This is a genomic window from Candidatus Pelagisphaera phototrophica, from assembly GCF_014529625.1.
Lineage (GTDB): Bacteria > Verrucomicrobiota > Verrucomicrobiia > Opitutales > Opitutaceae > Pelagisphaera > Pelagisphaera phototrophica.
On the sequence record NZ_CP076039.1, the window covers coordinates 717,429 to 730,016 of the forward strand.

The 12,588-nt window shown below is 49.7% G+C and carries 11 protein-coding genes; 8 read left to right on the forward strand and 3 right to left on the reverse strand.

All coding sequences use genetic code 11. The annotated features are described in order from the left end of the window. Positions 1-58: 58 nt before the first annotated feature. The 6 genes from GA004_RS03250 (at position 59) to GA004_RS17895 (ending at position 7,262) form a co-directional block, all read left to right on the forward strand. Positions 59-1,120, forward strand: coding sequence for a 3-keto-disaccharide hydrolase (locus GA004_RS03250; RefSeq protein WP_283395862.1), 1,062 nt, complete (start codon positions 59-61; stop codon positions 1,118-1,120). A gap of 524 nt (positions 1,121-1,644) precedes the next feature. After that, positions 1,645-3,498 carry a TonB-dependent receptor plug domain-containing protein gene (locus tag GA004_RS03255; RefSeq protein ID WP_283395863.1) on the forward strand — a complete coding sequence of 618 codons (1,854 nt, stop codon included), beginning with the start codon at positions 1,645-1,647 and terminating at the stop codon, positions 3,496-3,498. A gap of 68 nt (positions 3,499-3,566) precedes the next feature. Continuing rightward, positions 3,567-4,718, forward strand: coding sequence for an ABC transporter substrate-binding protein (locus GA004_RS03260; protein WP_283395864.1), 1,152 nt, complete (start codon positions 3,567-3,569; stop codon positions 4,716-4,718). Between the two features lie 57 nt (positions 4,719-4,775). Next, positions 4,776-5,813: a FecCD family ABC transporter permease gene (locus GA004_RS03265; protein ID WP_283395865.1), complete on the forward strand. Its 1,038-nt coding sequence runs from the start codon at positions 4,776-4,778 to the stop codon at positions 5,811-5,813. Beyond that, positions 5,810-6,829: an ABC transporter ATP-binding protein gene (locus GA004_RS03270; protein WP_283395866.1), complete on the forward strand. Its 1,020-nt coding sequence runs from the start codon at positions 5,810-5,812 to the stop codon at positions 6,827-6,829. The genes GA004_RS03265 and GA004_RS03270 overlap by 4 nt, the downstream gene beginning before the upstream one ends. A gap of 43 nt (positions 6,830-6,872) precedes the next feature. After that, complete coding sequence (locus GA004_RS17895) at positions 6,873-7,262, forward strand: ATP:cob(I)alamin adenosyltransferase (protein ID WP_343218822.1); 390 nt, start codon at positions 6,873-6,875, stop codon at positions 7,260-7,262. On the opposite strand, the gene GA004_RS03275 is transcribed toward GA004_RS17895, so the two are convergent. Continuing rightward, positions 7,185-7,514 (reverse strand): hypothetical protein, encoded by a 330-nt coding sequence (locus tag GA004_RS03275; protein ID WP_283395867.1) that lies wholly within the window; start codon positions 7,512-7,514, stop codon positions 7,185-7,187. The two genes, GA004_RS17895 and GA004_RS03275, sit on opposite strands and share 78 nt — an antisense overlap. 375 nt (positions 7,515-7,889) lie before the next feature. Continuing rightward, entirely contained in the window at positions 7,890-8,402 is a 513-nt protein-coding gene (locus tag GA004_RS03280; protein WP_283395868.1) for a hypothetical protein, read from the reverse strand. A gap of 202 nt (positions 8,403-8,604) precedes the next feature. On the opposite strand from GA004_RS03280, the gene GA004_RS03285 reads away from it, so the two are divergent. Both GA004_RS03285 and GA004_RS03290 read left to right on the forward strand, forming a co-directional pair. Next, on the forward strand, positions 8,605-9,741 hold the full coding sequence (locus tag GA004_RS03285; RefSeq protein WP_283395869.1) for an aldose epimerase family protein: 1,137 nt from the start codon (positions 8,605-8,607) through the stop codon (positions 9,739-9,741). Between the two features lie 116 nt (positions 9,742-9,857). Then, on the forward strand, positions 9,858-11,453 hold the full coding sequence (locus GA004_RS03290) for a solute:sodium symporter family transporter (protein ID WP_283395870.1): 1,596 nt from the start codon (positions 9,858-9,860) through the stop codon (positions 11,451-11,453). A gap of 118 nt (positions 11,454-11,571) precedes the next feature. Here the strand turns inward: GA004_RS03290 and GA004_RS03295 are convergent, their stop codons facing one another. Next, a complete protein-coding gene (locus GA004_RS03295) occupies positions 11,572-12,513 on the reverse strand; it encodes a tripartite tricarboxylate transporter substrate binding protein (protein ID WP_283395871.1) in 942 nt (313 codons plus the stop codon). Positions 12,514-12,588: the final 75 nt, after the last annotated feature.

The following is a 12,588-nucleotide window of genomic DNA, read 5'->3' on the forward strand; positions in this document are numbered from 1 at the left end:
TTGCCTCACGTAGTTTCAGCAACCAGTTTTTAAAGGTAGTTAAATAACCCTATTCCCGATGATGATTGAACGAATTTTTTCCTTATTTGCAGGAGTTTTCCTATTCACGCCAGCTGCATTCAGTACCGGATCCGGTCCCGAGTGGACGGATGTCGCCGAAGCCGACAAAACGCTCATGGGAGATTATGTGGGTCAGTGGTCCAATGCTCCCGAAAAGAGTTATCAGGAAATCAATCCTGGTCTGTGTGCTCAGGTAATCAACATAGACGAGGGTAGATATCACCTCAAATTCACCCAGGACCACAATCTTCGCGCAGAGATCTACTACTCGGGTGAGGCGCGGCTCAGGGATGATGCAATCGTTTTGAAGGATGGGGACTGGAATGTGCGGGTCACGAAATCGGGTCTAACAGGGAAGGGCTCGATTGGAGGTAAAGTAGCCGAGATTTCCTTGAAGCGGGTCCAACTGGGGTCTCCTACGATGGGTGCGAAACCTCCAAGGGGTTCTGTTGTCCTGTTCGATGGCAAAAACGCTGATGAGTGGGAGCACGAGGATGGCCGGGTGGTTACTTGGACGCTACTAGGAGATGGAGCGATGGAGATCAATCCGACGGCGGCTAACAAAGGAGCGAACCCACCTATTGGTGGAGGAATCCAGACCAAGCGGAAATTCAAGAATGTTCGATACCACATGGAATTCCGCTACCCAGTTGAACCTGGCAAGAGTGGTCAAGGTCGAGGAAACAGTGGATTATTTTTCCAAGGATATGAGGCCCAGATTCTGAATAGCTATGGCTTGGATGGACTCTGGAACGAGTTGGGAGCCCTTTACAAAATGTCTCCCCCAAAAGTGAATGCTGCTCGGCCGCCTATGGAATGGCAGACTTACGATATCAGCTACGTAGCACCCAAATTTGAAAATGGTAAACTCAAAGAAAATGCCCGTATAACCGTGCGTCTCAACGGAATTGTGGTCCAGAAAAATGAGGAGCTTCGTCATCAAACGGCCCATCGGCAAGCTGATCGGACGTTACCCGCGCCAGACAAGGCGATGCCAATTTCACTGCAAGATCACTCCAACCGTATCCAGTTTCGCAATATCTGGGTCAAGGAGCTTTAAATCTGGAGAATCAATCAAATCCGTGTGGCGGAGCGTGTCCAGCTTTCGCCTTGCCGGCCGCGCCCGGCACGCGCTCTCGCGACGGGGAACGTGGCACCTACCTTTGCGACCTGACAAAAGACAAATGCACTATTCGCAATTTCTTGCGGTCCGGTTTTGCCACATTATACTTTTGTCTTGCTTTAATCAATCGCCAGCCGTTCTTGGCGATAGTTCTTTTTACTTTCAAGTCCGCAGATTTCAGGAAACGCCGTGTGAATCGGCGACAGTCGCGCTGAGGTATGGAGCCCATTTTGCTCTGAGTCCTATTGCTGGCTGCGGATAAGATACCGATTGAATCGAAATTCGATTCGTCAGACGCTTGTCGCGTAAACAAGTGGTATGGAATGATTCGTCGATGCTTATCGTTAGTCGAATTCATCGCGTTCCTAACCGTCTCAGTAATTTGAGACGAGTAGATCAACGCGTAGCCGTGGGTTGTCCTTATCTTAATCTTCGCGACAGAAATTTAGATACGGAAAAATATGACAACTCAAAATAGACTTAGAAAACAAATCTTCGCGATCAAAGCATACCTTTTGGGCTTAACTGTGGTTGTTCTGACTTCAACAAAGGCGGGGGAGCGTTACGAGCTTGGTCCTTACATTGTCGGTGCGACTCGAACCGAGCGTGATGCGAGCACCTTGGGAATTAGTGCAGACGTCTTGTTAGGGAGTGAGGTTGATCGTAAGATGTACCGTGATTTGCGGCACGTTTTGTTCGACATGAAAGGGGTTTATTCGCAAAGCGATGAGGCAATGGGCTCGACAGCGGAAGTTATGATTCGAGGGAATTCGGGCTCGCGGGTACTGACAATGGTTGACGGGGCAAAAACCAACACCTCCATTTTTTCCAATGGCCGCTTCATTACTGGGGCCAGTGGCTTTAATTTGGGGCGGGTGGAAGTTGTTCGAGGAGCCCAAAGCACGCTCTATGGATCCAGTGCGATCGGTGGAGTAATCCTGCTAGAGACGAGGCAAGGTCGAGGAACGCCGCGCTACACCTTTACGAATGAGCTGGGTTCCTATAACAGCTTTCTGACTGCCTTTCAGGGACAGGGTGAGGCAGGAGAACTTGATTTTTCTTTTCATGCGGCCAGTCAAGAAAGTGACAACGAGCTCAGTGACAATGAAGGCAAGATGAAGAGCTATTCTTTCCGATTGGACTACGACTTGTCTGAAAATACCACGGTTGGCATTTCGTCGCGGGGCGAGTTTACGGATTACAGTAATCCAGTGGGCGATCTGACACCTCCTCCTTCAACACGTGTGCAAAGTGATACGATAGCGGTAAGCGCTTATGTAAAAACAAGTCGTGAAAATTGGACTCAGAAGTTTACTGCCTCTATGCTGGACGAGTATTATCGGCAAACAGGCTTCATCTACATTGGAGATGCAGCAAACTGGTCTCTCGATTGGCAGAATACTGTTGATGTATCCGATTCATTAAGACTGGTAGCAGGGTCAACTTGGGAGCGCCAGGAAGGAAACGATAATTCGTTTCCAGAAAGCGAGAGCGATAACTGGGCGCTCTTTGCCCAAGCAGAGATCGAAGCGGGCGAAGGGGTTAACCTCGTTTTGGGAGCTCGACACGATGATTATGATATCGCGGGATCGAAGACAACTTGGCGAGCGAATGGAGCCTGGGAACTTCCCACCAAAACGAAACTTCGGGCGGCTATTGGCACCGCATTTAGAGCACCCAATTTCTTTCGCCTCTTTTCCACTTCGAGTTTCGCTCTGGGTAATCCGAATTTGAAACCCGAAGAGAGTAAAAGCTGGGAAGTCGGCTTCGACCAATATTACAAAAATGGAGCAATTCAACTAGGCGCTACCGTTTTTCAGAACGATATTGAGGATCTTGTAGTGTACGTGCCTACTACAGGTTTTGATGGAACCTACGCTAATCGGGACAGTGCCGAGAATTACGGATTGGAAGCCTATGTGAGCTATCAGTTGAAAGAGAATTGGTCGGCAAATTTGGCATACACCTGGACGGAATCGAGCGCGACCGACCTAAGTTTCAATACTACGTCGCGCTTGCCCGGGGTTCCTCGGCATCAGATTAGTTTGAACAATGAATTTCGTTTTGACGAAAAGTGGCTAGTTGGGTCGGGTGTGAATTACGTAATTGGTCGCGAGAGCTTTGGAAGTGTAGATATTGATAATTATCTTCTAGTGAGAGGTTATTCTCGATATAGATTCAGCGATGCTGTTTCTCTGACTGCCCGTGTCGAAAACGCATTGAGCGAAGACTACACGGTCAGCTTTTCGAGTTTTTCTGGACGCGTGCCGGCGAGGGGGTTCGCCGCATTTGCTGGAGTTGAGTGGCGGTTCTAAATAGGTGAAAGACTGAAGTACACGTGTGCAAGCGCTCGCATTTTTCTACAATTCCTAAATGGGTCTGTATGGGCAAAGGGGGGGATTGCTTTAGGCAGTGCAGCACGCATTTGGAAATCGCTCTTTGGATCGCATTGACCTGTGTTTTGGGAAGTTCCCCCGTGTTAGGGAAGCCGGTAGAGCTTACGTATGCCAAGAACTTCAGCGTCGAGTATTTTGAAACACACAAGATCGTGACGGTTAGAAATATGTGGCGTGGTTCAGCGAACTTAACGTTTAACTATGCGTTAGTTCCTCGGACAACAGCGGTCCCAGATTTACCGTTAGGAATGCGTATCATCCGGACGCCGGTTCAGAGAATGTCGATTCTAGAGACGGTATATCTAGGGCATATTAAGTCTCTAGATCTGTACGACGAACTGGTTGGGCTCGCTAACGTCAGCTTAGCCCACGACCCAATGGCTCTGGAACAAGTAAAAAGTGGGTACACCAATAAAATTCAAGAGGGTAGTTCGCTGAATATAGAGACGTTGCTTATGCTTAAATCAGATCTGGTGCTTACCAGTGCCATGGGAAATCCACAATTTGATGCTCATCCACAATTGGAAAGGGCGAAGCAGCCGGTCGTGATTACAGCAGGGTACATGGAAGAGCATCCACTGGGTCGCTCGGAGTGGCTGAAGTTTACGGCAGTTTTTTTCGACAAAGAAGAGGAGGCATCAAGAATCTTTGACAAAATAGCTAAGCGCTACAACGAGTTGAGTCACATTGCGTCGAGTGCGGGATCGCGCCCAACGGTCCTTGCGAACGCTCCCTATGGGGGAACGTGGCATGTTCCCGGTGGTCGGAGTTACACAGCTCGCACAATTGAGGATGCAGGAGGAGACTATCTGTTCTCCGACGATTCCTCGATTGGCGGTCTACCGAAGGACTTTGAAAGCGTCTACCATAGGGCAGCAGAGGTTGATTTCTGGCTTCATCCTGGAGTGCATCGTGATTTAGAGGGGCTTAGGAGCCAGGATAGCCGGTTTGCTCGATTTAGAGCGTTTGAAATCGGCAGTGTATACAACAATACGTTACGATCTAATGGAATTGGGGGCAACGACATTTGGGAACGCGGCGTACTCCATCCGGAGTGGGTCCTAGAGGACCTAATAGCGATTTTCCACCCCGAATTAATTCCGAACCACTCGTTCCGTTTCTACGAGAAGCTCAATTAGTAAAACTATGAGGAACCAGAGTTAATGCTTAGTGCAAATTGGATGGGGAGGTTTCGAATGAGTCGGACTTCCGGTTTGCTCATCGCTCTGATGTTCTTGAATCTGGTCGCTCTCGCTCTGAACATTGGTCTTGGTTCGGTACCCATTTCGATTTCAGACATTTTGGGATCTCTATTTGGAAGCGAGAAAGTTGATAACGTATTGTCTGGGATCGTACTTGAGTTTCGTTTGCCGCGGGGACTAACCGCGATGCTTGCGGGAGCGGCTTTGTCCGTTTCAGGACTAATGATGCAGACAGTATTCCGAAATCCACTCGCGGATCCATTTGTACTTGGGGTAAATGGGGGAGCTAGTTTGGGGGTCGCGATCGCACTGCTGGTATTGGCTCCTTCAGGAATAGCTTTGACTCAGAATTTGAAATTGTCGGGCCATATTCTTGTGGTGGTAGCGGCCTCAGTAGGAGCGGGAACGGTTTTGATGCTTCTCCTCGCGTTCGCGAGAAGGGTAGATGTAATGTCATTGCTGATACTTGGGCTGATGATAAGTTACGGAGTGGGAGCGATCGTGAGCATACTCATCTTCTACAGCATGGCCGATCGGTTGCAGTCCTTTTTCAATTGGTCTTTTGGAAATTTCAGCAGTGTTACTTGGTCGCATTTTCTAGTTTTTGCTCCGTCGGTGGTGATTGGTTTGGTGGCAGTTGCTCCGCAGTTTAAGTCCCTAGATGCGTTTCTCTTAGGTGAGCGATACGCATCGAGTATGGGTGTGAATGTCAGGCGATCGAGGATACTGGTCTTGGCAAGCGCATCGCTCTTGGCGGGAGTGGTTACGGGATTCTGTGGGCCGATTGGCTTTGTGGGAATCGCTGCCCCGCATTTTTGCAGACTTCTCTTCAAGACTCCATCCCATCGCATTCTTGTTCCATCTGCGATCTTGTTTGGAAGCCTCATTGCCCTCATTGCGGATCTCATTGCCAAGGCTCCAGGAGTTGAGGCGACCTTGCCTCTAAACGCAGTGACCGCTTTGATCGGTGCTCCGGTTGTCATTGCTGCTTTGCTAAAACAGCGAAACCTGAGGAGGGTGTTTGGTGGATGACTGAGGAGCGATACGTTTTAGAGACCTCGGGATTGTCCATTGGCTATTTTCGAGGAAAAAATGGGCATTCGCTCGTTGCCGAAGATCTTAATCTCAAGCTTCGGTTCGGAGAGCTTGTATGTCTGTTGGGGCCCAATGGTGCGGGCAAGTCTACGTTGATTCGCACTCTTGCTGGACTGGACAAGCCTCTTGCGGGAAGGATTTTCATGGAGGGGGCTGATGCCAGCACTACAGTATCAAGAGAAAGGGCCCGATTCGTAAGCGTTGTATTGACGGATCAAGCACCGAGCGGTATGTTTACTGCCTATAGCATCGTTGCTTTGGGACGGCATCCGCATACTCGGTGGACGGGAACCTTGAGCGAACATGATCGGTCCCGTATCGAATGGGCCTTGCGGGTTGTCGATGCGGAATCTTTGTCAGAGAGGCAAGTCGGCGAATTGAGTGATGGCGAGCGCCAAAAGGTGATGATCGCACGAGCGCTGGCGCAGGACGCTAAAGTCCTTTTTCTTGATGAGCCAACGGCTTTCGTGGATCTTCCGAGAAGGGTTGAGATAATGAGGATACTTAGGGATCTAGCCCACGAGGAAGGACTCGCGGTCATACTTTCGTCTCATGACTTAGATTTGTCGATACGTTGTGCGGACGAACTTTGGCTAATGAATCCAGAGGGAATTGTGGTGCAAGGGTATCCAGAAGACCTAGCACTGAGGAGGCAAATCGCTCAAACGTTCCAAAGCGATGAAGTTGAATGGGATTCTGATGAAGGTTGCTTTCGACTCCACCGGAAACCTAAACGGTTGGCCTCCATGGAAGGGGAGGGGAGTGTCGCTCTCTGGACTCGTCGTGCTTTGGCTCGCAAGGGCTATGAATTAGGAAGGGTCGAAGACGCAGAACTAAAGGTGATTATTACCCATTTGAATGGGCATCCCATTTGGAGGGCGAGGATTTCAGACACTTGGAGGTCTTTTGATTCCCTGCAGTCTATGTTTCGCTGGGTTGAATCGATCTCCTAGTTAAGGTTTGCGTGGCTTTGAGCAAGTCCTGGGGTTGAGTATCATGAATGGAAATATTTCTACGAGGCAAGGAGACACGGGCAGGACCGGAATTGTAGGGCGAGAGCGAGTGGACAAGGATGATGCCCGAATCGAATGCCTGGGCGAAATGGACGAAGCAAATGGCTCGCTAGGGCTATTGAGATCAAAACTGGGAGCGATAGTTGCTCCCAGCCTAAGTTCCCCTGGTTCAAAATATCTTATGACTCGCGGGCGAAACCGGAGCGGAATCCGAGGTTCAACTGGCGCAAGTCGCGAGTGGATGCCAACAGCTCGTTCGCCTCGAGGATTTGATTCGCATTTGCGTCGTGGCCTTTCAGCAAAACGCAGCGGCGTCTTCGGGCATCGCCGACAAGGTAACGAATCCGTTATCGGCCTTCTCTGTGGCGATTAGACCTTCAGCTACCATCGACTCGCGGTGTTCGCGAATCGACTGATTACGCTTGGCGTAGAGGTCTTCGATCGACTCGGCGAGCTCGGTGTTGTTGAGAGCACCGTCGTGATCCTCGTCGTGTCCTCCGATCATCATGGCGACGATAGCTTCTGGATTATGTCGCACCTTGCTGGGCTTCGTTACATCGGCGAAGGAAGCATTGGTGGCGATGAAGGTTACGATTGCGGCGATTGTTATATGCTTGGTGTTCATTTTACTTATTCTCCTGTTGTTAATTGTTTTATTTTCCAAGGGACCGAAGAAGTGTTCTTCGTCTTGTATGTTCCTAGTAAACCACGGGAAAATTACAGAAGGGGCTCGAGAGGATTACGGGTTTGTGATTTTTGAAAACTTGGATGTGAATTGAGTTAAAAAATATTTAAGTCATTATAAAACAACATATTAAGGTCCATAAGGCTTTGCAGAATTTTTTTGGTAGAAATTGGAAATTCGTACCATTTCAACTCAGCCAAGCGTTTTTGTTGGTGAATTTGAGGCCTCGGAATGCAAAAAAGCCGAACCACTACGGTTCGGCTTTCCAAATTGTAATTATACTACAGTCAGGTATGGAGGGTGGCGATCTAAGGTCTAGCGACGCGGTCCTTGTGGCTGGCCTCCTCCTTGCCCGCCTGCGGCTCTTCGTTCCCGGGCTCTTGCTCTCTGCTCGGCGATTCGTTTTCCGATCGCCCCCACCTGTTTAATTTGCTCGGGAGAAAGGAAAGCGACGAGGGCTTCCTCGTAGGCCTTTCCGTTGGCGACCTTGAGCCCATCCAGCTCTGTCTTGTCAGCTTTGATCTTCTCGATTATCGCAGGGTCCAGATTGGTCTGGCCGACGTATTTCTTATTCTTGTTTTGAAAGGTTCGGACTTTGCTCGCCCATTTCTCAACGCGGCGTGTGTTAGCCGTAAAGGCCTTCTTGAAGGCGGCCTTGTTTTTGCCTTCAAGCTTCAATTGGTTGATATAGGGTGCAGTGGGGTCCTGTGGGCCTCTTCCACCGCCGCCGCCCCCTCCTCTTTGTTGCGCGAGCGACGTGGCGTTCAAAAGGGTGATGATTGAGAGTGAGAGAAGTGAGAACAGCTCAATTCTAATGCTTGGGTTCATAGGGTATTGGGATTGTGGGATAAATGTTGTCCTGACCGATAACCGATCCGTGCAGGGGAGATTTTCAAGATTGAAGCTATTTTAGCAAGCTCGAATATTGGGCGGCGTTTGGTGGGAATACGAAGGTGGTTTTTGGATTTGCGGTGGACATACGCGGTGAGGATACTGAAAGTTCCCAGTTTCTCTCTAATCTCCTCCAACTATGATGACTAGAATTTCAGCCCTACTTTTAGCCTTGATTTTCGGCTCCGCAGTGTTTGCGGAAACGTGTAACGTGATCGTGAAACGGTATGGGGAATTGCCGGATGGTGAAGCCGTTCAAATCTACCGATTGAAAAATGCGAATGGGATGATCGCGGAGATTACCAACTACGGGGGCATCATTACGCGACTGACGGCTCCGGACCGGAAAGGCCGCCAGGACGACGTAGTGCTCGGCTACAGCCGATTGGAAGACTATCTTGCGGCAACTCCGTATTTCGGAGCGATCGTCGGCCTATACGGTAACCGCATAGCTGATGGAAAGTTTGAGTTGGAGGGTGAGAGCTACCAGCTGACCAACAACAGTGAAGCCGGAGGGGTTCCGGTCCATCTTCACGGGGGAACCAAAGGTCTAGACAAGGTTCTCTGGAGTGGTCGCCCGTCAGTAGGAAAGGAGGCCGCCAATCTCATTTTAAACTATGTGCATCCTGATGGGGCGGAAGGATATCCCGGGAACGTTCGTATCCGTGTGGTTTATCGGCTCACGAATGAGAATGAACTTGAAGTCTCCTACCGGGCGACGACCGAAAAGGTCACTATCATCAATCTGACTCACCACTCGTACTTCAATTTGCACGGAGAGGGGAAAGGCACTCCGCTTGACCATTTGCTGATGATCAATGCGCACCACTTCACCCCGATCACTTCTAATATGGTTCCCACGGGTGAGTTGATGCCGGTGAAAGGCACCCCGTTTGACTTTACGAGTCCGGTCGCCCCCAGAGATCGTATTGACGAGGACCATCTCCAGTTGAAGCTTGGAGGCGGTTTTGATCACAACTGGGTGCTGCGGAGGGAAGGTGAAGGCCTAGAATTAGCTGCGACTGTTTACGAGCCGGTTAGCGGCCGATATATGGAGGTGCTGACCGAGGAGCCCGGGATTCAGTACTACAGTGGGAATTTCCTTGATGGGTCGTTAGTGGGGAAAAGCGGAGCGAGCTACGAATATCGGAGCGGATTTTGCCTGGAGACCCAGCATTATCCGGATTCGCCAAACCATGCTAATTTCCCTAGTACGACGCTGAAGCCAGGTGAAATCTATAAGACTCGGACCGTCTATCGATTTAGCGTTCGATAGAACTGCTCCCGCCAATTTCTCATAGATCTGCATCTGGACTGGGGGAGTTTCGCATTAAATCCTTGCGGAAGGACCTGTGACACTCCGTTTTCGTTAGCAATCCCGAATTATACAATATGTTCTCCCTATTCTCTTTTATCGCCTTCACCGGACTCGTTGCCACCATCTCCTATTTCAAAACTCGTGACGACGATCATGCCCACGGCAAGAGCTACTTTCTAGCTGGCAACATGCTAACCGGATGGGTGATTGCCGGTTCGCTCATGCTGACCAACCTGTCAACGGAGCAGTTGATAGGGCTAAACGGTAACGCCTACACTCATGGAGCTCAGGTGATGGCCTGGGAAATTATCGCCGCGTTCGCGATGGTGGTAATGGCTTTGTTCTTTTTCCCGCGTTACTGGAAAGGCCAGATTACGACGGTTCCTGAATTTCTGGAACGCCGTTTCGACCAACAAACACGTCGCATTCTCGGGGCAGTCTTTCTCATCTCGATTTTTACGAACTTCCTTCCGTTCGTCCTATATTCAGGCGCGATCGGCATGAACACTCTATTCGGAGTTCCAGACTTGCTTGGCGTAAGCGACGGTGCAGCTATCTGGATAATGGTATGGGCGATTGGTATCGCAGGAGGTATTTATGCTATTTTTGGTGGGTTGAAAGCGGTGGCCATTTCCGACTCGATCAACGGAATTGGCCTCATGATTGGCGGTTTGCTGATTCCGATTCTCGGTCTCGCCGCCTTGGGTGATGGAAACGTATTTTCAGGAGTCAGCACTATCGTGAATAATATTCCCGAGAAGCTGGATCCAGTGGGGAAGGAAGGGGAGAATATCCCGATCAGCACGCTTTTCACGGGAATGATCCTCATCAATGTGTACTACTGGTGCACGAACCAATCGATCGTTCAGCGAACCTTCGGTGCGAAGTCGTTGAAAGAGGGTCAAAAGGGTATCCTTATCGCAGCCTGTCTAAAACTAGCCGGTCCATTCTACCTCGTTTTGCCCGGTATAATTGCTTTCCAAATGTTTGGGCCGGATTTGGCAAAGCAGGATATGGCCTATCCCATGCTCGTATCGAAAGTGCTCCCTCCGGCTTTGGTCGGCTTCTTTGGGGCCGTCATATTCGGGGCTATATTGAGTTCGTTCAATAGCGGACTCCACAGTTGCTCTACCTTGTATGGGCTGGATATTTACAGAGGAATGATGCGACCCGATGCCTCGGATGAGGAAACCGTTCGAGCAGGAAAGCGATTTGGGTTAATTCTAGCGATTATTGCGATGGCTCTCGCTCCATTGATCGGAGGTGCGGAAGGATTGTTTGATTTGATGAAGAAGCTAGCGGCAGTCACCAATGTGCCGATACTCGCGATCATTTTCATGGGTATGGTAACCACGAGTGTTTCAACGAAAGCGGCGAAGATATCCCTCTTTTCTGGGATGGGTCTATTTGTATTATCCACCTTGATACTAAATAATACAATTTATGGAGTGGAGTTGCATTGGCTGCATTTTACGGCAATCAACTTTGTGGTTATGTGTGTTCTTATGATTGTTCTGAGCAAGGTATTCCCAACATCGAATTCAGCGGAATCGATCTCCTTGTCTCCAGAAACCGAAGGCACATGGGGAATGGCCAAGGGACTGGGTTTCACGGTAATTGTGTTGGTATTTCTAATATATGCATTCCTGCATAACCTTGGCAGTTCTTAGAGAGTCTCCAATAATACGGTATCTTAGGGCTGGTTATTGAACTATGCCGACTGCATACTTAAAAGACGCGACAATTGATCGTGCGGGTGCTCGGAGATTACCCGCTACCATCATTCTCTTATCGCCCCATCTTGGCGACGACTGGCTCGGATAGTTTGCGCATGCGCTCGATATCCTCGAGTACTGCCGCGCGGTCTCCATAAACAGGGGAAATTCCTAAATTCTCCATCTGTTTCCGGGCTTCGGGAGATTCGATTGCCGTCTTTAACGCCTGGCGCAGAACTTCCAGTTTTCCAGGATCGGTTCCTTTAGGCGCCAGCCAGATTCTGGATTCGTTTAGGACAATATCGATACCGCTTTCTTTTGCGGTAGGCGTATCGGGAAGGAGTGGAATGCGGGATTCGGAAAACATAAGGAGTGGACGAATTCCGGAAGCACTGAAGTTGATCAGAGCCTGAGAAGAGAAGATGCTAATGTCGGTATGCCCTCCCAGAATAGAGGCTAGTCGTTTGGATCCGCCCCCAGCGTTGACGATACGGAATTCGAAATCCGCCTGATCCCCCAGGATCATGGGAATGATGTGTGTTGCCGTACCGATTTCAGTAGCGAGCTTCATTGAACCCGGCTTTGCTTGTGCCTGCTTGATGAGATCGGCGACAGAGGATATGCTTGAGTCGTCTTTGACTCCCATTCCTAAGCCCGTGTAGCCTGTCATGGCAATGATCTCGTAGTCGCTGTGGTCGTAATTGGTAATGCCCATGAGCTTGGCTGAAATCAGGGCATTTGGATTCCAGATACCGATTGTGTATCCATCATTTGGGGAATCTTTAATCTTTCGCGTTCCCACAGCACCACCCGCCCCAGGTATGTTTACGATAACCATTTTTTCCGGTAATAACGATTCCTCTTGTATCGCCCGCTGGAAGATGCGGGCCATCGTGTCATGGCCACCTCCCGCTGCGGTAGGTACAATAATCTTAATCGGCTGATTCGGATAGGAGGCGGATAGCGAGGCAATCGTAAGAATCGTGGAAAAGAAATAGAGTAAAGCGGATTTCATCGGGTTGGGTTTCGCCTGTTTCGTAGGGCCATTCTTTTGAGATAAGATATGTGTGGCTGACTAGGGCTAAGGCCT

Bases quoted from the DNA above. Each gene is read 5' to 3' on its own strand.
- GA004_RS03275 (WP_283395867.1), bottom strand. From the start codon at position 7,514: ATGAACACCAAGCATATAACAATCGCCGCAATCGTAACCTTCATCGCC.
- GA004_RS03250 (WP_283395862.1), top strand. From the start codon at position 59: ATGATGATTGAACGAATTTTTTCCTTATTTGCAGGAGTTTTCCTATTC.
- GA004_RS03285 (WP_283395869.1), top strand. From the start codon at position 8,605: ATGATGACTAGAATTTCAGCCCTACTTTTAGCCTTGATTTTCGGCTCC.
- GA004_RS17895 (WP_343218822.1), top strand. From the start codon at position 6,873: ATGAATGGAAATATTTCTACGAGGCAAGGAGACACGGGCAGGACCGGA.
- GA004_RS03295 (WP_283395871.1), bottom strand. From the start codon at position 12,513: ATGAAATCCGCTTTACTCTATTTCTTTTCCACGATTCTTACGATTGCC.
- GA004_RS03290 (WP_283395870.1), top strand. From the start codon at position 9,858: ATGTTCTCCCTATTCTCTTTTATCGCCTTCACCGGACTCGTTGCCACC.
- GA004_RS03280 (WP_283395868.1), bottom strand. From the start codon at position 8,402: ATGAACCCAAGCATTAGAATTGAGCTGTTCTCACTTCTCTCACTCTCA.
- GA004_RS03270 (WP_283395866.1), top strand. From the start codon at position 5,810: ATGACTGAGGAGCGATACGTTTTAGAGACCTCGGGATTGTCCATTGGC.
- GA004_RS03255 (WP_283395863.1), top strand. From the start codon at position 1,645: ATGACAACTCAAAATAGACTTAGAAAACAAATCTTCGCGATCAAAGCA.
- GA004_RS03260 (WP_283395864.1), top strand. From the start codon at position 3,567: ATGGGCAAAGGGGGGGATTGCTTTAGGCAGTGCAGCACGCATTTGGAA.
- GA004_RS03265 (WP_283395865.1), top strand. From the start codon at position 4,776: ATGAGTCGGACTTCCGGTTTGCTCATCGCTCTGATGTTCTTGAATCTG.